Source organism: Rhodocytophaga rosea, assembly GCF_010119975.1.
Lineage (GTDB): Bacteria > Bacteroidota > Bacteroidia > Cytophagales > 172606-1 > Rhodocytophaga > Rhodocytophaga rosea.
In genome coordinates this window covers 4730149-4755550 of the sequence record NZ_CP048222.1, presented here as the reverse complement: position 1 = coordinate 4755550, position 25402 = coordinate 4730149, and the positions used below count along the sequence as shown (strand labels likewise).

20 protein-coding genes are annotated in these 25402 nt (G+C 29.9%); 3 read left to right on the top strand and 17 right to left on the bottom strand.

Annotation, left to right across the window (positions count from 1 at the left end; all coding sequences use genetic code 11):
• Window positions 1–218 precede the first annotated feature (218 nt).
• The 10 genes from GXP67_RS19690 to GXP67_RS19645 form a co-directional block, all read right to left on the bottom strand.
• Window positions 219–1976, bottom strand: a complete 1758-nt coding sequence (locus tag GXP67_RS19690) for a DGQHR domain-containing protein (protein WP_162444710.1) — start codon at window positions 1974–1976, stop codon at window positions 219–221.
• A gap of 39 nt (window positions 1977–2015) precedes the next feature.
• Window positions 2016–2528, bottom strand: a complete 513-nt coding sequence (locus GXP67_RS19685) for a DNA phosphorothioation-associated 4-like protein (protein ID WP_162444709.1) — start codon at window positions 2526–2528, stop codon at window positions 2016–2018.
• Between the two features lie 8 nt (window positions 2529–2536).
• Window positions 2537–4723, bottom strand: a complete 2187-nt coding sequence (locus GXP67_RS19680; protein WP_162444708.1) for an ATP-binding protein — start codon at window positions 4721–4723, stop codon at window positions 2537–2539.
• Window positions 4724–4728: 5 nt separating this feature from the next.
• Complete coding sequence (locus tag GXP67_RS19675) at window positions 4729–4941, bottom strand: hypothetical protein (protein ID WP_162444707.1); 213 nt, start codon at window positions 4939–4941, stop codon at window positions 4729–4731.
• A gap of 3 nt (window positions 4942–4944) precedes the next feature.
• Complete coding sequence (locus GXP67_RS19670) at window positions 4945–7197, bottom strand: DEAD/DEAH box helicase family protein (protein ID WP_162444706.1); 2253 nt, start codon at window positions 7195–7197, stop codon at window positions 4945–4947.
• Window positions 7184–7996, bottom strand: a complete 813-nt coding sequence (locus tag GXP67_RS19665) for a restriction endonuclease (protein ID WP_162444705.1) — start codon at window positions 7994–7996, stop codon at window positions 7184–7186. The genes GXP67_RS19670 and GXP67_RS19665 overlap by 14 nt, the downstream gene beginning before the upstream one ends.
• The gene (locus GXP67_RS19660) at window positions 7996–8397 is read right to left on the bottom strand and encodes a DndE family protein (RefSeq protein WP_232064506.1); all 402 of its coding nucleotides are present in this window, start codon (window positions 8395–8397) and stop codon (window positions 7996–7998) included. The genes GXP67_RS19665 and GXP67_RS19660 overlap by 1 nt, the downstream gene beginning before the upstream one ends.
• Window positions 8381–10561, bottom strand: a complete 2181-nt coding sequence (locus GXP67_RS19655) for an AAA family ATPase (RefSeq protein WP_162444704.1) — start codon at window positions 10559–10561, stop codon at window positions 8381–8383. Before GXP67_RS19655 ends, GXP67_RS19660 begins: the two co-directional genes overlap by 17 nt.
• An 11-nt stretch (window positions 10562–10572) precedes the next feature.
• Window positions 10573–11949 (bottom strand): DNA phosphorothioation system sulfurtransferase DndC, encoded by a 1377-nt coding sequence (gene dndC, locus GXP67_RS19650; RefSeq protein WP_232064505.1) that lies wholly within the window; start codon window positions 11947–11949, stop codon window positions 10573–10575.
• A 351-nt stretch (window positions 11950–12300) separates the two neighbouring features.
• Window positions 12301–12996: a hypothetical protein gene (locus GXP67_RS19645; protein ID WP_162444703.1), complete on the bottom strand. Its 696-nt coding sequence runs from the start codon at window positions 12994–12996 to the stop codon at window positions 12301–12303.
• Between the two features lie 753 nt (window positions 12997–13749).
• On the opposite strand from GXP67_RS19645, the gene GXP67_RS19640 reads away from it, so the two are divergent.
• Window positions 13750–14088 carry a hypothetical protein gene (locus GXP67_RS19640; protein WP_162444702.1) on the top strand — a complete coding sequence of 113 codons (339 nt, stop codon included), beginning with the start codon at window positions 13750–13752 and terminating at the stop codon, window positions 14086–14088.
• A 328-nt stretch (window positions 14089–14416) separates the two neighbouring features.
• Here the strand turns inward: GXP67_RS19640 and GXP67_RS19635 are convergent, their stop codons facing one another.
• Window positions 14417–14671, bottom strand: coding sequence for a hypothetical protein (locus GXP67_RS19635; protein WP_162444701.1), 255 nt, complete (start codon window positions 14669–14671; stop codon window positions 14417–14419).
• A gap of 196 nt (window positions 14672–14867) precedes the next feature.
• Window positions 14868–15227 carry a hypothetical protein gene (locus GXP67_RS19630; protein ID WP_162444700.1) on the bottom strand — a complete coding sequence of 120 codons (360 nt, stop codon included), beginning with the start codon at window positions 15225–15227 and terminating at the stop codon, window positions 14868–14870.
• A 1018-nt stretch (window positions 15228–16245) separates the two neighbouring features.
• Here GXP67_RS19630 and GXP67_RS19625 point away from each other — a divergent pair.
• Window positions 16246–16887: a recombinase family protein gene (locus GXP67_RS19625; protein WP_162444699.1), complete on the top strand. Its 642-nt coding sequence runs from the start codon at window positions 16246–16248 to the stop codon at window positions 16885–16887.
• A 90-nt stretch (window positions 16888–16977) separates the two neighbouring features.
• Here the strand turns inward: GXP67_RS19625 and GXP67_RS19620 are convergent, their stop codons facing one another.
• A complete protein-coding gene (locus GXP67_RS19620; RefSeq protein WP_162444698.1) occupies window positions 16978–19698 on the bottom strand; it encodes a caspase, EACC1-associated type in 2721 nt (906 codons plus the stop codon).
• Window positions 19699–19706: 8 nt separating this feature from the next.
• Complete coding sequence (locus GXP67_RS19615; protein WP_162444697.1) at window positions 19707–20084, bottom strand: hypothetical protein; 378 nt, start codon at window positions 20082–20084, stop codon at window positions 19707–19709.
• 93 nt (window positions 20085–20177) lie between these two features.
• Between GXP67_RS19615 and GXP67_RS19610 the strand changes: the two genes are divergently transcribed.
• A complete protein-coding gene (locus GXP67_RS19610; RefSeq protein ID WP_162444696.1) occupies window positions 20178–20501 on the top strand; it encodes a hypothetical protein in 324 nt (107 codons plus the stop codon).
• 133 nt (window positions 20502–20634) lie between these two features.
• On the opposite strand, the gene GXP67_RS19605 is transcribed toward GXP67_RS19610, so the two are convergent.
• From GXP67_RS19605 to GXP67_RS19595, 3 genes are all read right to left on the bottom strand, one after another.
• A complete protein-coding gene (locus GXP67_RS19605) occupies window positions 20635–20826 on the bottom strand; it encodes a hypothetical protein (protein ID WP_162444695.1) in 192 nt (63 codons plus the stop codon).
• A 10-nt stretch (window positions 20827–20836) separates the two neighbouring features.
• The gene (locus GXP67_RS19600; protein WP_162444694.1) at window positions 20837–21601 is read right to left on the bottom strand and encodes an IS5 family transposase; all 765 of its coding nucleotides are present in this window, start codon (window positions 21599–21601) and stop codon (window positions 20837–20839) included.
• An 894-nt stretch (window positions 21602–22495) separates the two neighbouring features.
• Entirely contained in the window at window positions 22496–25258 is a 2763-nt protein-coding gene (locus GXP67_RS19595; RefSeq protein WP_162444693.1) for an SIR2 family protein, read from the bottom strand.
• Window positions 25259–25402: the final 144 nt, after the last annotated feature.

The following is a 25402-nucleotide window of genomic DNA, read 5'->3' as shown; positions in this document are numbered from 1 at the left end:
TGCACAACATTATATGTTTGAAAAAACCATCCCTATTATGTCTTCTAAGTCATATATTTCAAGCCTACAATATTTTAATAAGCTAATTTGTCAACTGTCATACAAGTAGAAAATAAATAAGCTATACATGTGAATGTATTTCTATATTAAATTTTACTTTATTTAAAATTCAGAAGATCCAACACTTTTATATCTATAAATATTCTAATTTATCAAACCTAATCTTGATTGTTTTTGAAACTATCAAGATTTATAAAGAAATCGAATATAATTTTAGCTCCTTCTGTTGGAGAAGGAATACGGTTATGTACTTTTGGAAATGATGGAGAATCATTTGGAAAGGTGATTGTATTAACATCATTTTTTAAGTCTAGTAGTATATTTCTTAAATCATCAATAGATCTTCCTTTGTTGAATAGATTAAACCTCAGGAATCTAATAAATGCTATAAAATATTCTTCAGTAATAAGGTTGGATTCTGCATTAATTACCCAATCATTCTCAAATGTAGACTTAATATAACTAAAATATCTCTCCAGAAGAATTACTGCATTATTACAAAACTCTTCGGGATTAATTAAATAAAAACTTTTTGTATTATTAAAAACCCTTTTAAAATCTTCATCATTTGCATCATAACCATCGAGGCCATCTCCCATTAGCAGCGGAATCAACTCATAATCAATTATATTAGTAATAGCGATAAATGGCAGATTTAATTTATTTTTACTTTTTAAAGAACTTATTAAAAAAATACCTCCTAATGCTCGGTTTCTTCTCTCACATTCTATTATTACTTTACCTGCCAATGCTATATAATCTCTATCGCCAAGTACATCATATTTAATTAAATAAAGTAAATCTTTACTCACTTGTGCCTGAGTAGAATTTATTTCACAGAATACCTTAGCGGCACTTTTTGATATTATATGTTGATCTTCTGTCTTAAATTTTATGGCACTAGCCAAAATTTCAGCACTTTGCCTTACTTCATCGCTAACATTTGACTGTGTATATCCAAATAGTCTATGCTGGCCATCTATTATATCTATAGAGCTATATTTCTTCGGAATTTCTAATTTTTTATTACCGATTTCTCCTACTTCTATGCACTCATTAGATAGTGCTATTGTAATTGTATTAGGAAAAGTTTTTCTTTTGTTGTTATCAATAAATCTATGTGATATATCATTTAATTTATCATTAATCAAAAGGCGCTGATAATTATCTATACTCTTATTTCCTTCAAGGATGAATGGTATACCTTCATATCGAGAAACACGTGCTATCTTTAATAGTTGATCTATTGGAAATTTAATTAAATAAATATCAGCTTTTGTATCACTATCTACTGTAATATATTTTGCATCAGCTTTGATAAAATCAAGACGTAGGCTTTCATCAGCATCACCCAGATCTAATGGAGAAAACTCTAAAACAGCAAGTAATTCATTTCTGCTAAATTTGCCTATTAGGGTTGTTAACTGTCTTAAGTATTCAAGCTGTGAAGGTTGAAAGATATATAACCTGTCTCTTACATATGGGTAATCTGGGAAATCCCCTCTAGAATAATGTCTATTATCGAATTCAATATGAGTTCCAATATATAGAAATTTCCAATGTTCAACTTCTTCGAAATCCTCTATTTTTTCAGCTGGGATATTAAATAATTGAAATTTTTGCTTTAAGGATAAGCAAGTACTAGTTATAAAGATATTAGAATTGCGTACAAATTTTTTAATTTTATCTCTAAAATTACCTGCTTGTCCTGTATACTCTAACAGAATACACGTTTTATGAATCAATAAAATTCCATCTATTTCTAAATGATGACCTGGGTTTATATCAGGATCTAAAATTTGTAATTCAATTTGGCCAGGTGATGGAAAATAATTCTCAAATTCAAACTCATTTCTAATAAAAGAATTAAACCATTCTTCTAACTCTACACCTATTAACCCATAGAAGGATTTCATATTTTCTTTATAGAAATTATTTTTGGTAGTTCATTATAACTAATTGAGCTTTCCATCTCCAACTTCCTTCAACAGTAATATGAAAGCAAAAGGGTCATTGAAAAAATAAGGATTTAATTCAAAACGTTCTTGAATGATGCCAAATCCAGCATTAGCATACTCCTCCATAACTTTAATAAGATGAGTAAACTTAGATTTAACTATTTCCTCATCCATATCTTCCATGTCATTAAAGTCCAGGCCAATTTCATGTAATATTGTACCATGCGACAGTAATAACATTATAATATAGTCGACTAAGCCTTCAGGTCTCCATTTTCCTATCTCAAGGAATTCATTTCGCTCATTAGCTGCTTTAGGTAATGGTATGCGATCTCCCTTATGAAATCCTAATATAAAAGCATACATGAAAATTTGATAGATTGGGCCAAATTGTGTGAAGTCCCCTCTACTAGAGCCTTTATTTGCAAACCTTTCAATTAGAGGCTTTCGATTGATAGCGTACTCTGGGCGACGTTCTTTTATAAACTTCATCCACTCATGTCCATTCATACTGCAACTTAATATCTTAAAATTTGAGTCGTTCTCTTTAACTGTGGTTGATTTTTATCGATTTCATTCAGATGAAAACTTCCTGGATTAATCTTAACCTTTTCGAGTATATCTTCACCAACATCATTTAAGCGGTTAGTAGTATTACGATCATATAAATCCTTAACCATGACAATTGATTGATGGAAAACTTCAGGAACTTTATCAAAAAAACCTCTTATAAAGCCTTTACCAAAAGCTGACAAAGGAGCATCTGCAATTAAAGGATAATCCATCTTACCACGATCACTACTTGAAATTATAGCCATTATTACAGCTAGCTTTTTCATTCTTTGGAAACCTTCTGATAAGCCAAAGATTTTATTATCTTCTTGATCTCTAATTTCAATTGCAAAAGTATCACCAGGATATCGAATAATTCGAATAATACCACCATCTACTGAGTTTTCTCTAGTTAATTCTTTAAAATACAAATTAGCACTCGTTTCTAGCTTTTGAATTATTTTATCAAAAATACGCTCCTTTGTATTAATTGCAATTCGGTAAATATCTTTCATTATATCTTCACGCTCTAACAAAGTGTTTTTTAATTTAGCCGCAGATAATTCATCTATTTCTTTATTTTTATTCTCTAAATCTATTGTAAGCCTTTCAATGTCTGTCTCTAACCGTACAATATCTCCTTCATATTTTTGAATTCTACGTTCAGCACCTCCATATCTATTGATAACTACTTGATCATCCTCATCATTACTACCTATAAGGCCAATCCTTTCATTTTCCAATTGTTCTAACTTACTTTGAAGTTCTAGCTTTTGAGCACGATATTGGTAGTCTTTTTTTCTATCATCCTTTATATCATCTTCTATGCGGTTAATTTGATTATAATATGATTGCGAGTAAAGCATTAGATGATCAAGAAAACTTGTAAAATCATGCTTTGCTTCTAGATTTATATCTTTGGGTTTTGTATGAGCCTCTAATACTTTATAAATGTGTTGCCACGGCTCAGAATTTTTTTTTGCATCGCGCCCACAAACAAAACACTCCTCATTTTCTAGCATTTTTTGTAAAGAGTATGAATCTGGTGAACCTTCAGGTAGCCTTGTTAGAAACGATTTATCACCTTTACGAATATTATTTATTATTCTTTTTTCCTTTCTTTTATCTAAATATCTTTCTCTTAGCCTGAGAAATTTTTCTCCATTTTCCTTTGTATTGTATAATAACCAAGCCGATCGTTCATCAAAAAATTTATCAGTTAAATTATTTAGGAAATCACTTTGAGTATTATTTATCTCTGTTAGCTTGCTTTTAATTATTCTTTGATTGTTACGAATTTCTTGCCTTCCTTGTGCATTTGAAATAAAGTTTATTAATTGGTCTCGTTCTTCTTTGGCTTTAAATAGCTCTTCTTGAGCCTTTTGAAGTTCAATTCTTCTTTGATTTAGATTCTTGTTTATGCTTTCTCTTTCTCGAACTCTTTTATCAAATTCATCTTTATCTTTAGCTTGTTGTTTTTTTGCTTTTATTAAATCTTCCTCACCTTTTTCAGCAAGGTACTTTGACAAAGTGATCAAACTATCAATTTTACTAATATTCGAGAGAGTATCTATAGCTTTTTTAAGGCTTTCAGTTTTACTAAAATCAATTATTTTATCAACTTCTTCACCTTGTAATAAAGCGTATTGACGAAATTCTGGCCTAATCAATTTATTAATTATTTGTTTTTTTTCATCCCTATCATAGATAGATCGAAAATCTAAAAGCATTTTATCTTTTACAAATACTTTTGTATCTGAATGATTACAAATCCAATTTTCTGTATTTGTTACACTCCTTTCAGCAATTCTTTTTCCCCAAAGGCTTTTTTCTACTTGATATTCATATTTATCATCAGAAAAATTAATCTTTACCCCACATTTGACTTCTTCATCGACTTGAGTCTCGTCTTTAGCCTTATCAGAAATCATCTTTACCATCGAGTTTTCTATATTAGCATATTCTTTGCTATCTGAGTCGAAGACTTTATCGTTCAAAATCCAGCTAAATCCATTAAATAGCTTTGATTTTCCAGCTCCATTGTCAGCAACGATAATATTTAGACCTGCATTAAATTCATAGATGTTTTTATCATAATCACCATAGTAATTATAAAAGTTACAAAGTGATATAGAATTTATAATTGTTGACATAATTCTTAAATTTTAAAATGATTTTTTATTTGAGAATTTATGCTTCTTTCAGGAGTTTGGTTTTCAAGTCCTATTATCACTAATTGTATCATTTCTATAATATCGGAACCTGATCTACTGGACAGAGTAATTTGTTTTATCTGATCTTTAGAAATTCCATACTTTTCTTGTAGAATAGGATCATGCAGCATAGCTTTAAAAATTTCGTTTCCTGTCATATTTTATAAATCTTTAATGATAGTATCTAAGTCAAGTTTATAGAATCGGCAAATATCATTAAGCTCTTTAAGTGTATCATAAAAATTTTCAGAAAGCTTAGCAAAATATCCTACTCGCATTAATTCATTTCTCACAAGCTTACGCTCAATTTGAAAAAACTCTTCATGGTCTTTTTCCCCAAATATTTTGGGAATAACTATCATATCATAAATCAAAGCTCGTACCTTATCTTTATGCAAGCGAAGTAATCTCCCACGTCTTTGAATATATTGTCGCGGATTACCTGTACTAGCAGTAAAAATACCAATGCCTGCTCGTGGTACGTCTATGCCTTCATCAAGACATTGAATAGCAAGTAATACATCTATATCTCCTTTTTCAAAACCATATAGAATTTCCTCCCTATCTTTAGTTTCACCTAAATAAGTATGTGTAGAGATACCAGGTGCCTCTTCGTCAAATATTTGTTGCATTTGACGAATAATTCTTTTATTATCTTGTTCATACTCTTGATCATTTGAATCTCCACCTGGTGCGTATGTGAAGCAATACTTTAATGTTGTACGTTCTTTTATATCATTTATAATCTTTCTGAGCACAAGTTGTTTCTCCTTAGCTTTATTTACAATTCTTTTGCGTTTCAGGAATAATCGCTCAATATTAGAGTTAACTTCAGAAGCTTTTGTTTTTGATATATGCATTAATTGAGCTATTTTTTTTGAGATATTTATATATTCCTCAAGTTCCTCTGTATCTAATTCAACACGCTTAGGAAAATAGTCATATCTGCAAAGCATTCCTTCTTCTATTGCTTTCTCCAAGGAAAAATTAAAACAATATGGCTCTTTATCATTGAAAAATAATTCAATATCTATAGTACCCATAGGATCGTATGCCCTTTTTGGGGTAGCACTTAAACCAATTTTTCTTTCAAAAGGAAATGCTTTTAAAAGTCTTTTTACCTTTTCTTGACCTAAATTATGTGCCTCATCAGCGATTAATATAGTATCTGAAGGCAAACACTTTAATAGAGTCTGAAATATGTTATCAGTAAATGTTTGATAAGTTGCTACTATTCCAAAACTAGATACAATGCCAAAATTAAAATCATTAGCTAATTCTTGTAATTTCTTACGCCATTGCGATTTACCACTTGCTGGGTAAATTTTTTTTAATTGCCATTTTGCTAATTCATTAATCCATTGCTGCTGTAGAGGTTGGCTTGGTACAAGGATTAATAAGTGATAGTTAGAAGATTGATTTTGTTTGTAATTCTTCAAATATTCTTCATATACGCAATTCAATGCAGTTACAGTTTTTCCTGTACCAGTGGCCATAGCAAATATTCCCGTGAAATTGTTTTTTACCCATTTATCATAAGCAACCTTCTGATAGTCACGTATCTCAATGTTTTTGGGAATTTGAATGCTAATCTCAGTTGCAGAAATTAATTTTCTACGAATTTTTTCTACCTTTCTCTTATAGTTGTCAGAGAAACCTTCTTTATTTAATAATTCTTGACTTAAATTCTCTTCTTGAAGAAGCAATTCTTCAATAGAAACAATTGTGAAATTTTCAAGGATATGAGTTTTCACTTTCTCAATAGGTACAATTCTAACAACTTGAGATTTACCTGACCATATTTTCTCAAAAAGGCTTTCATAATAGTTCACCCTTTCGGTCTCACTCTTTTCACTAGTCCACGATTTATAACAGCTTATTGATTCCAGATTATTAAATAATGCATTACTTGAAAAATTTGCTGAACCACTGAAGGCTATCTTATGATTAGAAGTATCTTTAAACACACCAAATTTTTGATGTGCTATACCCATGTTATTATTTAATGGCGCAATGGCTATTAACTGTAATCTTTCTGTTGCTATTAACCAAGAAAGGCAGTTAAAAAAATGTTCATCATGCCTTGATAAAATTTTCTGTAATTTTATAATATCATTTATAATATTTTTTTCGATAAGAATATCACTACTATGATATAGTCCTTTTTCTATGGCCAACTTATCATCATGTGATAATATATCATTGATAATGATGCGCATTGTTCCACCTTTACTTATGAAATAGGCAAATCCTATAGAAAGGGCTCGTATCCCGCTCGAACTGAAATAACCAAGGCCTAAATCGAAGGTGTTGCTTTCTAAAAGTGCATCAATAAAAAACTCTGCTGGTTCATCCTCACCAGTAGAGTAAACAATTTTAAAATCTGCATCTTTCAACATTTCATTCACTCCCATTAATAACTAAATCAATAGCATTTGTATAAATAGGCAGCTCTTCTACTTCTATCCCTAGTCTTTTTTCAATCATTATATCAACTATTCCTAAACCATCAATCAAAATAATAGGAACAGCCCCTTGTTGAAATGAGGAAGCTTTTGCTTCTTTTGTAAATTTAGAAGTGGTAAAATAAATACCTTGTTGAAAGCTGCCTTGTATATCGCCTCTAAATTGATTAAGCCTTGGTCTTCCAATAGTTCTATCATTCCAGCGTTTACATTGAAACGCAACCTTCATATAAGCTAATCCAATTTTTAATTCTCCATAGCCATCAATTCCTTTATCCCTTTTAGATGGAGTAACTACTACATTTTTAAATCCAAAAGCTATTAAAAGTTGCTTGCAAAATGATTCAAAGGCATCTGGAGTGAGAAGCTTCAACTGATTTAGAATCGACTGTTTAAAAATATGAGTATATTTATTGTGCAGTTCTTTCAGCTCATTAAAATTACTTTTAAGGCCTATATCTTCCTTAGACTCTTTATTATTATTTTTTTCGTTCGGTAGCTTTTTGCCCTTTAACCAATAAGTACCATCAGGAAGGGTGGTATATAGCTTTTTGCTGCTTGATGAGGGAAAATTAAGGGAATCACTATGGCGTCTTAAAGCAGTTCTTACTACATGTTCAGGAGTCGAAGTATTAAATTCGTAAAGTTTATCTTCAATTATTCTTAAAAATATATCTTTAACTCTTAGAGGCTTCTCTTCACGTTTAAAGACTTCTATAATTGCATCATTAATGGTTTGGTTATTCATCAAATTAGATTCTGCAGGCCATTTTCAACTTTCTGAACTATAAATTCAAATCCTGTAACATTGGAGTTATTTCTAAATTCTTCATCAAGTAATTCCAAACCATGATCAATATGAAGTTTTATATATTTAGGAATATCTTTATCTGTCTTATAAAGGTTATAATGTGTACAAATTAATGCAATATAATAAGTTAGATATTGCCCAAATAGAACATTTTTGTTGTACTCCTTGCCTTTTGAATCTTTTAAATCTGATACAGATAGTTTAATATTTTTTGATAATGAATATGCGAATGCGATTCTAGCAATAACATTTTCTGGCCCTAAAGCAAGTTTTCTAGTTAAGTCTGTGACTATAATTTTATTATTAGCAGATGTCTTAATACTATTGAACATATTCATTCATCTCTTTATAGTTAGCAAATAATTCCTCTGGTTTTACTTGAATAAATGTAGAATGATCATAATCTACATTTTTAATTAAATAGACATTATTTACCTTAGCATATAAAGCTTGGAATTCCTCTTCAGTAAGTTCTTTTTCTAATAATGGGAATAGTACAACCTGCTTTGAAACCTTGGGATAAAACTCCGCAATAATGTTATGAGAGTGCTTCTTGTCAAACTTTTGTAAAGGGCTATCAATGAAAATAGGGAATTCGATATTCGACTCATCAACTAATGCTTTTAGTAAAGCCGTTGCATATAGTTGTTGTTCGCCTTTTGACAATCCATCTTTGCTAATTTCTTGTCTCCGTTGATCATAAAGACTAATATCAATAATATTCTGACCTATATCCACTTTAACTTGGCTTACAAAATCAGATTTATGCATTAAAGCATTGAGTTCTTCTTTAATACGGACCTCTAAAGACGATTTTTTTTCATTTTTAAGATTAGTAATAAATATATCTAACTCTCCTATTAAACGAGCTGCAGTTTCATCTTTAGCTTGATCACTAATCTCTATATTAATTTTTTTAGCTATTTCAGATATTAATTTAGACTTGATGGCTACTTCACGTTGTAATCCTCCTATTTCTTGACTGAGTAACAATAGTTTATCATCAATTTCTTTAATCCGTCTATCTAAAGTAGACTTTTGTTTTCTAATTTCTTGTATTAATAAATCATTCTCTTTAGACTCAGCATCTGATATCTTTCTGGTAATTTTATTAAAGAAAATCTTATTGTTCTTATACTCAGTTACAAGTTGTTTGAAAGCTTGATTATAAGCATGTTTTAAATTTGAAAATATTGCTTCAAATTCATTTTTTTCTTTGTCAGTAAATTCTAGAAGTACTTTAAATGATGAATCGCTTATATTCTCTTGAGTGAAGCTATTAATGATAGCATTTTGAATTTTTAATACTAATTGCTCTACTTCAACACTACTTAAGTTCAATTTTTCTATTTCAGAGGAAATTTTAATAGCAACTGATTTAGCTTTTTCATTTATCAAAAAAGGATTTATTTGACTATTATCTAATTCCATTTCAGAAATTAATTGAGATCGAACTTCCTGCATTTTAATTCCAGTAATGGCAAAAGGTGCAAGTTCCAAAAGATCCTTCATCCTACTTTTTAGATCTTCTCCTTCCTCTTCAAGCTTTTTCTTAGTTGCTTTTAATTTAATTAGGTCTTCTACAGTAAGTGAGTTTCCTTCTCTAATAAGTTTTTCCTGATACTGATTAGTTACTTGTTTCTTTGACAGTTTTTCTTCTTGTAAAATTGTTATTTGACCATCATACTCTTCGATGAGCCTTTTGTATTGATCAACTTCTTTTTGAAGTTCTGCAAACCTTCTTTTATCATGTTCTGAGGCAGAATTTCTTCGAAAACGGATTCTTAGATCTTCTAAGTTATATTTTAAATCCTCATACTTTTTGATACCCAATACTTCTGAATAAGCTCTACTCAAACTTTGTTTTTCCTCTATTGATTTCATTTCAGCTAATGAAACAATCTTTTCTGCATCAAAGAAAAAGAATTTGGCTATCTCCTTTGGTAAAACAAAATCTTGTATAAAAATTTCTAATCCAACTTCTCTGGTTAATTCACTTTCTGCTCCATCAATAAAAACTTGAAGATCATCTTCTTCTTTCAAAATATTGAAAGTACGCTCCACACTTACCTCGCTACATGGAATCGAAGGAATATGTATATCTGAAAAAATAATTTTAACGCTAAAACTACTTAGCGCAATAAGATCTTTTTCTAGCTTTCCGTGGTACTCTCTATTGTTGTTTTTAGACTCGGCTAAATAGTTTGCGTCGTAGTTAGTTTGAAAGCCAATCAGTTCGGCTTTGGTTTTTCTATTTAAAATACTACTAGCATATTTTTTATACCCTCCCGCTTCATAAATCTCTCTTCTATATTTCTCATCCACATCAACCATTAATTTTCCATATAAACACCAAACAAGGGAAGTTAAAAATGTAGTTTTACCAAAACCATTATTGCCAGAAATCAGAAAAACATTTTTTTCGGAATCTTGAAAAAAATCAAGCTTGTTTCTTTTATGATAAATTCTATAATTATTCAGAATGACGCTTTTAATAAACATTGATTTTAATTTTATTCCTTTACAAATTTTTCTAGTCTATTTTCTAGGTCATTTTGTAACCCTCTATTATTCATTAATATCGTTTTAGTTTTTTGTAGGGCTAAAAGCTCGTTAATTAATTCAAAATCCTTTTGATTTCCATTACATGCTTGCTTTAAAGCTTCCTTCTCTCTTAAAATCTTCTCATTAGCACTGTCTAAAGTAATATTTGTTCCAAAGATTTTATTGTAGATATCTGCTACCTTAAAAGTAAAAATATTATCCCTATACCATATTACCTGAATTGCAACTAACTCTTGATAATTAATTAAGCTCATTTCAGGATGAGTTTTTCTAATTTCTTTTTGAGCTACAAACAATTTCTCTAGAAATTCTGCTCTAAAGGCAGGTTTATATGGACCTAGTGTCCCTTCTTTTTCTGTCCCATCACGTCTTCGCTTTTCTCTCAACTCCTCACTATCTCTTGATATGGATAAAAGATCTCTTAACTCCATTAATGGCTCCATCCAATCCTCGCCATTTTCAATAAGAGCTTCCATTGATTTATCTCTGTTTACCACAGTACATACCCAACAACCAAATCGGCTATTACCACATGAAGGGGTAGTAGTATCTATTACTAAAGGGCAGTCACCACTATTTGCATTCCGATAAAGTGTTATTAGTTCTTTATTGGATGCGCCCCAAGGAGAAGGTACTTGATTAAGATATTGCCATAGTTCATCTGTTTCAACATCTTTAATTGCAGCATAGACATATGCCTTTGGGATTACATGTTTTCTTAACCGCTCTCCTTTTATTTCATATTTTTTGATACTTCTCGCTCGGTTTGCACTTTCAGCACTTCTAGTACCTAAAAGAATAATAGCTTCCCCTTCTTGCTTAGTAATATCAAGAATAAACTGGGTAGTAGGATTTATTTTTAACCGTTCTGTACACCATCTAAAGATATTATTTGGCGCTGGATATCCTTTTCCAATCAGATTTACCCAAAATGTATCCTCAAGCTTTGGTATAGTTCTTTGGACATAAACAGGCATTGATTGTTCAGAAGCAGCTTGTTGTATTTTTTTTAGAACCCTTTCTGTGTATTCAATTATTTTAGGGTTTTCTACTAAGGTATTATTACAAACAACATAAATTTTACGCTTCCTTAATTCTTCTGGAAGCTGCCTTACAGCAAGCCAGGTAAGTTGTAGTAGCATTGTAGAGTCTTTTCCTCCACTAAAACCGACAACCCAAGGTCTTAAGTTATCAACTTCCATATACTGGTCAAGAATCTCTTCTTGAATTTCTTTTATACTCATTCGGTTGGTTTCAAGGTTGTGTCCATTGTTATAAGAATCAGCATAATCCTTGAAAAGCTCAGCTTGGAGGTATTTTGCCATTTTCTAACGAACTTAAATTGAACGAAAATTAATTCTTCTAAAGTAATTTAAATTAATAGTTTGAGCAAACGGCTTCTGACTTTATTTCTTAATAAAGCATAAAATGTAATTTGATAATGCTTTTGAGTTGGCAAACAACAATAGATAAATTATTGCTTAATTCTTCATATTCTGAGAATATAATTATAATATTCCGTAAGCAAATAGGATGAAAAGTGGATGTTATATTTCTACATTTGAAACTGTAACTTAATTATGAATAAGGAAATAGGAACCTAGTTTAGATAAAGATATATAAGGGTATTAAAGGAAGAAGCACCACAAAATAATATATATTTGGATCTAATTAATTCAAAATAAATCCAATGGTCCATCCCACCATTCCTTAGCAAAAGGCTCTTCTCCCAAATAGTGTTTTATCTTTAAATGTTTAAATTTAAGTTTTAAGGCTATTAAAATGCTTTTAAAGGAATATTGGTCTAAGAAGCGATCATCATAATGAAAATATTGTAATTCATTTTCCATAGAATCAATAGTATCTTGAAGCGCTTTCCTAGTTACTTTAATTTCATTATTTATTACTTTTATAACTACCCTATTGTTATCTACATCAAACATTTTCTTTTCTAGCATTTCACTATGTGGAACTATCTTAAATTCTTCAACATTTCTATATTCAGTAATTCCACTATCATTAATTCTTATTTCAAATTCATATCTTGAATGTATAGGATAAATATTAATTATCTCAGCAGGCCAATATTGAATACCAAAACCTATATAAACTTTATATAAAACTTTTTCACCCAAACTATATTTGTAGGATGGATCTGGTAGATCTTCATTAGATATAAAATTTTTAAAAGAATCACTATCGAGATCAAACTCGTCAAAAAAACCATATTCGTTTTTATACCATTTAATGAATCCTCTAGTCCATCTGGGTTCATCTTCAGATTCTATAAAATCATCATCTTTATCATTTTCATAATCATCAAGATATTTGATTTCTCTTTCTTCAACTAATTTGTCTATCTGGTTGTGCATAATCTATTTATTTTATTTACTTATTTGTTTAAACCTATTTTCAAGCTATTCTTTCTGAATTATCATAATGACATCTTCATTTTTATTTAGCTGATGATTTGTCCCTGCTTACAGTAGTTTAGGCATAATAATTTCTTGCGCAGGAATTTTCTTCACTACATTATTTATATTTTGAAACTTATATGCAGAATATTTCTATTGTTTTAAATTTTTAAAAATATTTTTAAAAATTAATTAGGGAGTTGAAGCAGGAAGATTAATAGAATTACTAATAGCAGGTTAACTCATTAATTTAGAGAGTAAGCCCTTGCTTTTTTATTAAAACGATAATCTATCTTGAAGGAATTAGTGAGTCTTCGATGTGTTATTGCTACAAATAAATAACGTTCGGCGAAGCTAAATGATCAAAGCATATGCTTTGGGAAGGATGCTGCTTTACAAATCAATAATTCTTAAATGTTAAGCTAACTTACTTTTTACTTATTTATGAAAGGTGATAGACGGACATGATTTAAAAACCATGGTAGAAAAAGGGAGAAGTAGAAACTTAATATATATTATAAAAAATAACTTCTACCATGAAGAGTGTGAAACTAACAAATGATGCATTCCTACAATTAGAGGCAATAAGATTAAGATTGCTGCAACTAAAACAGAATAAAAATTATACACATAATTTGACGAAACTAGATTTATTAGGTTATATAATCAATGTTATGTACAAACAAATATTAGAAGGGGGACTAAATAATAATGGAGAATAATTATATAATTAGTACTCATATAGCTCAGTTTAAGATTACTTTATCAGAATCCTATCCTATAATAATTAACAGATTTAATTATGTTGTAAGTGCGTCTGACTACCAAAATGCGATTGCAGAACATGTTTTGAATTTAGAAACTCCTTGCAATGAAGAAATTGATATTTTAGTATTTTCTAATGATTCACTTAGTAGCTTTACTATTATAAATCATCTGAGTGCTCAAATTACAGTTCAGAAAATTTATGATAAAAACGTTGATTGTGAGGAAGTAAATAGAGTGCTTCAGTTTAGGCAGTTTATAAATTCATTAAATTTTGGTTATTAAAAATAACTATAATTTAGAACAGATAAAAAGAAAGTAAAAGAATAAATTCTTAAATATAAAATTCTTAAACTGGAGTAGTCAGAATTTGATATTTCAGACAGTCAAATGACCACATAGCTTATTTTACACACATTAAATGGCTATCAAGCAACAGAAATAATTTTATTAAGGGTAGTATGGGTGGGCAACTGCGTGGACCTATTGAACATGCTTCGAATGTGCATTGGCCCCGTTTACCCTTGATAAAATTATTTCTGTTATTATCTTTGCATGCAAGGAGGTAAGATTTCTTCGGACAAACTTAAAATTGCCAGATAATTTAAACTTATTAGTTACTTTCATCCTTATTATTAATATTCGTAGCTATAATATTCGCACGAAGTATTCGACTTTCTAGGCTACTCATAGATGGATTAAGGATAATAGTTCCCTCACTTAAAAGCTTTACACGGTTAGCTACATAGTGCCATTCATCCTCAGACAATACAATATTGTAAGCTATGAGTTGCAAAGTAACGAGTTCATCATACTTTTTACGTTGCTTCTGCTTAACTCTATGAAGCATATCATTTATTCTCTGCATAATTTTAATAATTTTTTTATATCACCTTGTTTAATATTTTTTATTCCTTATTCTAGCGAGCCATTTATCCAAAAAATGTAAAACTCACTTCAGATCAGCCTTATGCTGATAAATGGGGACATCTAAACAGAAAATGAGATAACTGTTCAATAATTAAAGGAAGTAAGGTAAAATAGCAGCAATTACAACTTATCAGTTATATTATTTTCTTAATACTCTTCTTTCTTTTGTAATTCATATACAAACTTTTTAAAGTGGATAGCTTTGGATTATTTTCAATTTCAGCTGCCAAAGCGACTCTATTTTTCCAGAGAGCGAGATACATATGTCCTTCAGATAGGACTTCTACTGATTTTATTTTTGATAATTTAGGATTTCCAACTTTTCCCTTACCAGATGTTATAAACTCTTTATCACCAGTTTGTATAACAAAAGCATTTAAATCATTCAGAAAGGCTATACTTATATCAGCTGAACCTATACTTCCAGGGGAATCATCATTTTTCAGCATATTTAAGATATGGTTAATATCCCATGCATCTTCGATATATATCATATAGATCAATTTATATTTAATATTAACTAGCTTTTTTCATTTATCACATACTTAACTACTGTCTAGTAAATTATGTGGTTTTATTCTTGAGCATATATACTGATACTAATATAAAAGGTTGTAAAAATTTATAATTTTTTTTATTTATATTTTTTTATTATAATTGAAGTTTGCAAAAAATAAATTGAATATTTTACATATTAATATCATATTTTTACTTGTTTTAATATTTTTTATATAAATATAATAAGATATCTTTAATTGAAAAACGAAAATATTAATTATATAATTTTGTATTTTTTCATTAATCATAATTAGATGGTATTCAATTTTTTTGAATATAGATAATCTAAATACATTAATTTTGTTAATTAATGTATATCTATGCAGTATATATGGCTACTTAATTTCACTAAATTATAACAGTGATTTGCTCTAGTTCCATATTCTTATCTACACATAGAATACTGATTAGCTAGATTCAATATGATATAAGGTTTGTAAAAGTTAAAAATGTTGTTATCTATGAAAAGCAAAAGGCTTGGAGCGAATTCTAATATGATACCAATGGAAATCTGACATTTGCAAAAAATAGCTAGAAAAAGGGGTAGCTTTATTTTATGACAACAAGGAAGAATAAAATCAATAACAGATCAAAATAAAAGTAGAATTGATTTTAAATATAATAAGAAGTATTAGCCCATTGAAACAACAGATCTCAATCTTGGAACTATTACAGTTTCATATAATAATACAGAAGAAGTAGCGAAGGTTGAAAGTACAGCAGAGAGAACTTTGCTTTACAAGTCATGAGTGCCTTCCAGTACTTACTTGATATTATAAGGTCTGATAAATATAAAATAGTGTAGTAAAAAAAATCCTCCTAAAAATTAATAATAAAAAGTTTTCATATGAATAAATATTGATCGTGTTCTTCTTACTATAATGTAGTATAAAATATACTGATTTTTATTACTACATTTGTATTGTAATCAAATACCAAATTTTACTTACTTAGATGGAAAGAGTCGTATTATATACAATAGTATCTACAAAAAATCAGGATGTGGAAAGACAAATAACTGATCTTAAGTTATTAGCAGAGCGTAATAGATACCAAATCATTGAAATAATAGCTGAAACAATATCAGGTACAAAGAAAAATTCAGAAAGACCTCAATTAAACAGATTGATAGAGCTTTCTAAAGCTAAAAAAATTGATAAGGTTCTAGTAACAGAAATTTCACGTTTAGGTCGAAATACAGTTGAGTTTTTGAAAGTGGTAGAAGAGTTATCTAATCTTGGGGTATCTGTATATGCTCAAAATTATAATCTAGAAACCTTATTGCCTGATAAGAAACGCAATCCTATTGCTCAATTGATTTTTACCATTCTTTCTGAATTTTACAGGCTTGAAAGAGAGACTACACTGGATCGAGCAGCAAGTGGAAGAAAGATCGCTATTGCTAACAATGTGCAATTTGGTCGACCTAAAGGTAAGGTAAAAAGTTATGAAAAATTCTTATCTGAGAATAAGCGGGTACAACACCTTTTAAAAGAAGGATACTCAATCCGCAATATATCTAAGGTTGTTGGTTGTTCAGATAAAACAGTTCAAAAAGTAAAAAAACTAATTTTCAATAATCAAGTACAGCTTTAACCACAATAAAATGAAAGCTCAGGTTCACAGATTAAGACTAATTGCATTCGTAAAGATTATAGCAATATATTATATATTTTATCAGTGATTTTAATAAAAATAATAGCGAATTAAACGAAATATAAGAAGACCTAAAATAAATAAACCTACTAGAAGTTGAGGTATTTTTTCAGAATCAAATTCAAATCCCACTTTACGCATACTTTTATACTCCTTTTCTCTCTTTTTTCTATATTGTTCATTTTGTATTGCCTCTAATCTTATTTTTTCAGCCTCAAATTTCTCAATCATTTTAACTGCCTCTTTCATATATTGTCCATTAGGGTATCTTTCTAAGTATTCTTTATAAGAATACAATGTATTTTTTTCTGATGCATTCTTCCAAGCATATTTCTCCTTACCCAGTTCTTTAATTCTCTTTTCTGCATCATTTACATATTGTCCCCTTGGATATTTTTCTATATATGATTGATAAACTTTTATACTATCTTCCTTTACTGCTATTTGCCAAACATGATTTTCATCTTTGTTTTTTGTTTCTTCAATCTGCATTAATTGTGAAATTCTGTCTTTAGCATAAGAAGTATGTTTGCTATTAGGATATTTCTCAATATAGCCTTTGTATAGTTTCACCTTATCTTCATTTACTGCATTTTGCCAAACAGCTTCTTCCTGTTTCTTGTCAGTTTCCTGTTGCCTAATTTGCTCTTCAAGTTGTTCTAACTGAGTAATCCTTTCTTGTGCCTTTTTTGTATATATACCACTAGGGTAGCGCTTTACATAGCTTCTGTAAAGCTTTAAAACATCTTTGCCCGCTGCATTTTGCCAGATCGCCTCTTCTTGTTTCTTATCATTTTCTTGTTGCCGTATTTGCTCGTCGAGCTGTTCTAGCTGGATAATTTTTTCTTGTGCTTCTTTAAAAAAATTACCATTTGGATATTCTTTCAAATAATCTTTAAACAGGTTTATTGAATTTACTTCTACTATTTTCTGCCAAGCAACTTTCTCTTTAATCTTAGCATCAAGTATTTTCTGTTCTTCAACCTGCTTTATTTTAGTGATTCTAGCTTTAGCATTATCTGAGTAAAAACCAATAGGATAAACTCTTAAATATTCTTCATAAGAAAATATTGTATTTTCTTGATCTACTTTTTGCCAAAAAATTTCCTCTTTTTCCCTAGTTAGTTTTTTTTGCTCTTCAATCTGTTTTAATTCTAAGATTTTATCTTGAGCATGTTGTATATATCTACCAGTGGGATATTTGTCTACATAATTTTGATAAAGTTTTAAAACATTGGTAGATGTGGCATTTTGCCAAACAGCTTCTTCTTGTTTTCTTCTCTGTTCTTCAAGCTCTTCTAATTGGCTTATTCTTTCTTGCGCTTCACTAATATATATGCCATTTGGATACATTTGTATATACTTGTCTAAAGCATGAGCATTATTTTCTTGAATGGCATTTTTCCATATAGCTTCTTCTTGTCTCTTCTGAATTTCAATGCTCTCTAACTTACCAATTTTTTGTAGAGCCTCTTCAGCATGGATTCCCTCAGGATGCACTTCTATGTATTTTTGATAAAGTTGGATATTTGGTATCTCCCTATTATCTACTTCTCGCCACAGTGATTCTTCCTGTTTTTTTTCTTGATTCGTTTTTATTATTTTTTTTGCTTCTAAGCTATATTTTCCAGAAGGATACTTAGATAAATAGTCTTCGTATAAGGTAATTATGTTACTGTTTTCAGCTTTACTCCATAATGCTTCCTCTTGATTTTTTTTTAACTCTTCAATTAAAAATGAAATTTTATCCTTTGCTTCATCTACAAACTTCCCATTTGAGAAACTTATAATATATTCTCGATAGGAGGTTATAGTATCTATTTTTTTCGCCCTAGACCACCTTGCTTCTTCTTCTAATAAAGCTATTTTTTGCTCTGCTTCAGAAATAAATTTGCTATTTGGAAAAGATTGAATAAAGTTATAATACTCTTCTATAGCATCAACTTGTTTAGTGTTAAACCATGCTATTTCATCTAAATTTTGCTTTCGATTCTTTATTATTGAAATCCTTCCGCCATCACCAAAAATTGCATGTTGAGGAATAGGAAACTCAGGATTAGCTTCTGCCTTAAACATAGCACTAAGATAGCCATGTACTTCTTGAAATGAATAGTAAGGCTTGTTATTCATTATGCCCTCATTAAACACTTCGACTAATTTTTGAGTAAAAAGAGTAGGGAGAGTTGGGTCATCGGGATTAAATTTGGCAGATTGTCTTTCGTCTGTCGCAGTAAGTATATAGGTACCTAAAAAAGCTTCACGATCATCAAATCGTTTAATGTTTTCAATCACCTTACTTTGCAAGGCACCCATATTGCCAAAAATATTTCCGCTATGGCAACAGTCAAGTATAATAATTTTTTGTCCAGCGGTAGAATCTTTAATAATATTTTTTAATTCATCTAAACTAAGACCTGTGAGTTCTAAATGATTTTCTAGGGTATCAATAGCAGTTATATAGACATTGCTATTTTTAGAGCTCATCAATCCATGACCTGCATAATAGACTATCAAAATCTGGTCTTTCCCTCTAGCTCTATTAGATATTGATCCAATGGCAATTTTTATCTTGGTAACATCCGCATTTAATACTTGAATAATATTACTTTCAGGTAATCCAAAAATATTATTATTTGAAAAAACATTCTTCAGTTCTTTTAGATTTTGCTCAACATTAGGTATTGGCTTGATATTACTATCATTATAAGTACTGGTACCAATTAATAAAACATTGATTTTATTGTAATCCATACCTGATATTATTTTGTATCGGTAGTTTTGCTGCCTTCTGGAGAAGATAGAAAAAGCTTAACTATCTCTTCAACCTTCTGACCTTCCCCACTTATTTCCATCGTTTTATCACCTACCTTTAGGGTTGCAACAGTTCTTTTATTTTTAACATAGTCTCGAAGTGCTTTTGCTAGTTCAGTGAGAGGTTCATTGGCAGCTTTTATAAGTACCCCAACTGATCCAAGGATTTCTCCTACACCCATCTGACCATCTTTATATTCACTTCTATTAACTTCAATTTTTTCTAAATCTGGAATCCATTGCTTTTCAATGTAGTGCTTGAATTGTTTTGCCTGTATTTCGGCATTATCACTTTGAAAAGTTATATCCAAGGTTATATTATCCATAACAGGAATGTTAGTTTAATTAATAGTTAAAAAATTCATATAAAATATAATATTATTTTTATTGTAAAGCATCTTTTAGCTCAAGAATTTATTATGAAAACACTTTTAGTATTAATAATGCTAGATAAAATACAAGCTACTTTTACCAATCTGTTTACTAAGCTTGAAAGAGAAACTACTTTAGATCGAGCTGCAAGTGGAAGAAAAATTGCTATTGCTAATAATGTGAAATTTGGGCGACCTAAAGGTGAAGTAAAGAGTTGTGAAAAATTTCTTTCTGAAAATAAGCGGATGCAACAACTTTTAAAAGAGGAGTATTCAATTCGAAATAATTCAAAGATAGTTGGTTGCTCTGATAAGACAGTCCAAAAAGTAAAACGCTTGATGATCAATAGTCAGCTATTGTTTAAGCTGTAGTCTTCCCTACTTTACTTGACCTTTTGCCTTAAAATTGTCTGACAGTATTTCCTTAGTCTACTTAAGTCTTCCCTATGGAGCAGTAAAAATATGGGTGGCGCATGCTCTGTCAAGGGTAAAATGAATAATTAGTTCAATAAAAAAACTTTAATAATATAAAAATGAATAAGATCAAACCTGCTGCAATTTTTATAATTAAAACAAGATCATCAGAGTCAATTTTAGGATTTTCTTTTGACTTGAGTTTTTTTTGAAAAGACATCATACGTTCAAGTATCTTAATCTTTTCATTAGCCTCATTTAGATCATGTTTAAAAATTTTCATAGACATTTGATTATAAACGATTAAGAATAATCTGGCAATTCTGCCAAAGTATCCAAGCTTCAGAACTTTCTATAGTTTTTTCATGATCTTTGTCTAATCTTCTGAAGAAATTGAAGGTGCCGAAAGTTCTTTCTCCTACCCATCGCCACTTGACAGGGACAAACTCATGTGTGGTAGGAGGCTTAGAAGAAATCTCCAGATCTACACCTAATAGATTCTCCTCTACCCATTGGATAAACACCTTTTCATAAGCTGCATCTGCTAATATTTTCTTCATGCGGTGCATATAGCCTTGTAAGGGGTCTATCACTCTATGAGCCATTACTCCATCTGCCTGATGGGCAGCATGGACTACCACTGACCAGACAAGACCTAAGGTATCCGTGATAAGATGTCTTTTTCTACCGTTGATTTTTTTGTTTCCATCTATACCCTTACAATGACTGACAAAAGGGGCTGTCTTTACAGACTGACTATCAATACAAAACAAACTTGGTGTGTCTTCTTTTCCTACTCTTTTAGGCTCTAACCTGTTGAGTGCCCAGTTTAATTTTTCTAATGTCCGATTTGTTTTCCATCGCCTAAAATAGTAGTAAATACTCTGCCAGGGTGGAAAATACTCAGGCATATTTCTCCATTGATTGCCTACACGTAAAACCCAAAATATGCCATCGACTATATCTCTTAAGTTATAAGTACGTTTACGTTGAATAGGGAGATGTTTTTTGATAACTTCCCATTGCGGGTCAGTTAAGCGCTCATATTGAGTTTGCATAAGATTAGTAAGTTTGGTCACTTTTATCTTACGCAACTGACCCGCTTTTTATCTCTTCTCAATATTTAAACATGATCTTAGCTGGACTTTAGCATTTTTAAAGTAGTATTGAAACTTAATACATTCTGTACTGCCTACTGGAGTATACTGTATTATTGAACAATAGCTTCTTAATTTAATTTTGAACATCAGATTTTAAATATGATGTTCAAAAATAGTATATGTGAAAGAGTAGGTAGACAATGGGCAAAACATAAAGATACAATATATTGACTACCAATCTTTTAATATTTCGTATAAGGTAGACATTTCTACCTATTGATAATTTAACACAGGTTAAATGCTAAAGTCGAGCTTAGAAACAATCAATAATGATCTACAGCCTGGGTATATTCTTTCTTACCAATATACACATATAGAAATCTATCATGAGCAATACCTAGAATCTAGTAGAATCAATTTTCTAAATAACCAAGTAAATTCTACTCCTTCAAATAACATTCAATTAGATCAGGCTGTCCAATTAGTGATTAATCATTATTTGTTTAAAAATTTAGTGCCTGTTATGAATTTTGTGTTTAATACACAAGCCAATCTCTTAAATCAGATAAACAAAGTCAATCAAGAAGCAGAATATATTATTTCACGAATTATTTCACGAATTATTTCACGAATTATCTCACGAACTATTCAACAAAGCCCTTAAATTGAGAAATTAAGTTGCTATTTATGGGTATATTGAACCTACTTATCCACTTGAATATAAATGTATAAACCTGTAAATGTGATATTTACAGGTTTTTTTGTTTAGTAGGATAGATGATAGTACACTATTTAATTCTTTAGATAGATAGAAGGCACTTATAAGAATTAAAGTATTAGAAAGTATTAGCATTAAGATACTTCACCTTGCTGCTCAGTATCTGAAGATGTAGAAGATGGTTTAGAATTAGATGATGTATCAGTGTTAGGCAAAGATACTTTTCTATATTGATTTTTGGGATCAGTATCTTTAATAAACTTAAATAAGTTATTAATTTTAAATTTCCTCTCGTCTAAAACTGAATTATTTGTATGATTCTGCGGGATGTGGAACTCTTTAGGAAGTATAAATTCTAAATTTTTTCCATCCGATTCTTCAATTGATATTGCTTTTCTATGATATGCATAGAAAGTTTCTAGTAGCATATTATGATCTTTTACTAATAAATCAGCTCTATAATTATTGGGGCGAGATGTTTGGGGATTTTTTAAAAATGCAAAAGCACCTCTCACCCAAAGAGGATTTATTTCATTAGAAAAGCCTCTCTTATATACATAGATACTTCTAACAAATATATAATTTTCTATTTCACCTTTAGAATTCGTTTCTATTTGAACGGTGGGAAATTTGTTTAACTCAAATATTGATTCATTTGTATTAACCTTTTTTAAAAATATAGTGATATGATGATGATGATCTGAATAAGGTAAGGTCTTATGTATAATTCTGTCTTTTAATTTATCATTATCATTAAACTTATTTAAATGATTTTGTAAAATATCATCAATAGGTTCATACTTTCCAGGTTTATTCTTAATAGCTTCCTGACAAGTAATTAAATATATTTTATTTGATTCATTTAAATCTTGTTTTAAGAATTTAGAATATTCATTTAATACCATTCCAGTATCAGTCACAATAAAAAGATAATCCCAGTGTTCAGGACATATAAATACTTCATTCAATCTATAAGTATATGATAAATTTGTATGTAATATTTGGTCTTTATAGAAATGATCAAAAACAAATAAACGAGGATCATTAAATCGAGCCTTTATGTGCTGATAATTGCCGTATTTATAGAGTATTTCAAAATAATCACAGATTTTATTAATATATTCTTCATTCCATCTGTTGTCATACTGTACTTTTTCTTTCAATTGAAAAGCTGATTTTAGTGATTCGGGAGTAGATTTAGCATTAAGTAAGCGAAAGACAATTCTTCGAGCAAAATAATTTGGCTCTAGCGAGTTGATAGCCATTAAATTTTCTCTCTCAGTGCCAAAAAGTTTTAATGCTAATTCATCATCCTCTTTTATTTCATCTTCTGTGATATCTGAGATATTGTGTACATTTCTTGAAAAGCTAAATTCTTCATGTAATCCGAAGATTTCTGCTAAATCATAGAGAGAAACAGGAGTACTATTTTTATCTTCCTTTTCATTAAAGCTGCGATATAATGTATAAACCTCTCCTAGCCGATCTTTCATTGATTCTCTTAATTCGATCTTTCCTCGCCCACGAGAGATAGCTATTGCTAATTCGATGATTGATCTATTTTTAAAAAATTCGGTCCTTTTAAATAATTCGACTAATTTTTTAAATGGGGTTATAGGCTTAGAGTCACTATCTTTTCTTCTATAATCTTCACTATAAAATAAATCATTAAATAATAAGTGTCTTGTAATTCCTCTGGGCTTATATGGTTCTTTGAAATTATTGATTATTACTTTATATAAATCGTTAAATACATCTCCCAAGAATAACGTTATTTCTGTAGGCGAATTTAACGGTTTTGTACTTAAGCCAGTTTGAAGCAGTCTATATTTAGAATCTTCCTTGCAAGTTTTTTCCATTTCTGGGTTATCAAAGATTTTAGGAATATCTTTATATGTTATAGCATATAATCTAAGTTTGTTTTTATTTTTTTCAAGGATTTGATTAAATTCAATGCTTTCTAAATTAAAACCTACTGTTATAACATTAATCCTATCTAAACATGGAGCTAAAGAATTAGTTTGTAACTGACCTCTAAATAGTTGCTCAAGTAAAGATTTGATATCAATAGGAAGATCAAAATAATGATCTTTTGTAAATCTGAGCGTGCTTTTGTGACTTATAGTTCCATGTGGTTTAATATATACAGGAATCTTCAATCTGCCATCAACAACAATTTCTGAGATATCTTTACAATGTCCATCTGAAAAAATTTCATAATAATTTCCAGATCCCATTTCTTCTTTTATTGCTTGGTCAAGCATCTCGTCAAAATTGAAATTAATTATTATATCAATAAAACCATGTTTAAAAAGATGGGCGGCAATCTCGTAAAATAAGCAAGGAGCATAACGTAGGTTAAACATTTCATGTAAAGCATTTCGCACCTCGTGTTCGCGAAAAAATTTTGTCATTAGTAATAGAAAACTCTCAAAATCAAATTGATCTGAATCTGTGAAAGATTTACTACTTTTATCAGGTATAAATCCTAATTTATTAGCTAAAAGCCTGGCTGCCTCATCTTCAAACTTATTCTTAAATTGCTCACTTGATCCAAGTAAAGTTTGTAAATGCAATTTTTCTCCGAGTTGATATTTTGTTTTATATCCGAGTGGCACTGCTGCATAAGAATCATGTGTTGCTCCCGATCCAATTACTAAAATATTTCTGCATCTTCCTTTTCCTTTTCTTCTATCTATAAGTTCTTTTGCATTAGAAAAGATACTTTCAAATACCTCTTTTTCATTATCAATTCCTGAGACCACAAAATTGTCTTTATGAAGATTTCCAAATGAAACCGTTGAATAATTAAAACTTAATTCATCAGCAATATCTTGAAGGAACTTCTCGTAGGCTATACATTTTGTACTGCTCTCGGTATTATCTTTAATTATCATGGTAGATAGGTTTTAGATTCGCTCTTTCAACTAAACCAATAGTCTATTTATTGATTTACAGATAATAAAAAGAATTGTCAATACCTAATTTTAGGTATTTTTATAATATTTTATAGGATACCCATACTTAACGTTTCTATACCT

Bases quoted from the DNA above. Each gene is read 5' to 3' on its own strand.
- GXP67_RS19690 (WP_162444710.1), bottom strand. From the start codon at position 1,976: ATGAAATCCTTCTATGGGTTAATAGGTGTAGAGTTAGAAGAATGGTTT.
- GXP67_RS19685 (WP_162444709.1), bottom strand. From the start codon at position 2,528: ATGAATGGACATGAGTGGATGAAGTTTATAAAAGAACGTCGCCCAGAG.
- GXP67_RS19680 (WP_162444708.1), bottom strand. From the start codon at position 4,723: ATGTCAACAATTATAAATTCTATATCACTTTGTAACTTTTATAATTAC.
- GXP67_RS19675 (WP_162444707.1), bottom strand. From the start codon at position 4,941: ATGACAGGAAACGAAATTTTTAAAGCTATGCTGCATGATCCTATTCTA.
- GXP67_RS19670 (WP_162444706.1), bottom strand. From the start codon at position 7,197: ATGGGAGTGAATGAAATGTTGAAAGATGCAGATTTTAAAATTGTTTAC.
- GXP67_RS19665 (WP_162444705.1), bottom strand. From the start codon at position 7,996: ATGAATAACCAAACCATTAATGATGCAATTATAGAAGTCTTTAAACGT.
- GXP67_RS19660 (WP_232064506.1), bottom strand. From the start codon at position 8,397: ATGAATATGTTCAATAGTATTAAGACATCTGCTAATAATAAAATTATA.
- GXP67_RS19655 (WP_162444704.1), bottom strand. From the start codon at position 10,561: ATGTTTATTAAAAGCGTCATTCTGAATAATTATAGAATTTATCATAAA.
- dndC (WP_232064505.1), bottom strand. From the start codon at position 11,949: ATGGCAAAATACCTCCAAGCTGAGCTTTTCAAGGATTATGCTGATTCT.
- GXP67_RS19645 (WP_162444703.1), bottom strand. From the start codon at position 12,996: ATGCACAACCAGATAGACAAATTAGTTGAAGAAAGAGAAATCAAATAT.
- GXP67_RS19640 (WP_162444702.1), top strand. From the start codon at position 13,750: ATGGAGAATAATTATATAATTAGTACTCATATAGCTCAGTTTAAGATT.
- GXP67_RS19635 (WP_162444701.1), bottom strand. From the start codon at position 14,671: ATGCAGAGAATAAATGATATGCTTCATAGAGTTAAGCAGAAGCAACGT.
- GXP67_RS19630 (WP_162444700.1), bottom strand. From the start codon at position 15,227: ATGATATATATCGAAGATGCATGGGATATTAACCATATCTTAAATATG.
- GXP67_RS19625 (WP_162444699.1), top strand. From the start codon at position 16,246: ATGGAAAGAGTCGTATTATATACAATAGTATCTACAAAAAATCAGGAT.
- GXP67_RS19620 (WP_162444698.1), bottom strand. From the start codon at position 19,698: ATGGATTACAATAAAATCAATGTTTTATTAATTGGTACCAGTACTTAT.
- GXP67_RS19615 (WP_162444697.1), bottom strand. From the start codon at position 20,084: ATGGATAATATAACCTTGGATATAACTTTTCAAAGTGATAATGCCGAA.
- GXP67_RS19610 (WP_162444696.1), top strand. From the start codon at position 20,178: ATGAAAACACTTTTAGTATTAATAATGCTAGATAAAATACAAGCTACT.
- GXP67_RS19605 (WP_162444695.1), bottom strand. From the start codon at position 20,826: ATGAAAATTTTTAAACATGATCTAAATGAGGCTAATGAAAAGATTAAG.
- GXP67_RS19600 (WP_162444694.1), bottom strand. From the start codon at position 21,601: ATGCAAACTCAATATGAGCGCTTAACTGACCCGCAATGGGAAGTTATC.
- GXP67_RS19595 (WP_162444693.1), bottom strand. From the start codon at position 25,258: ATGATAATTAAAGATAATACCGAGAGCAGTACAAAATGTATAGCCTAC.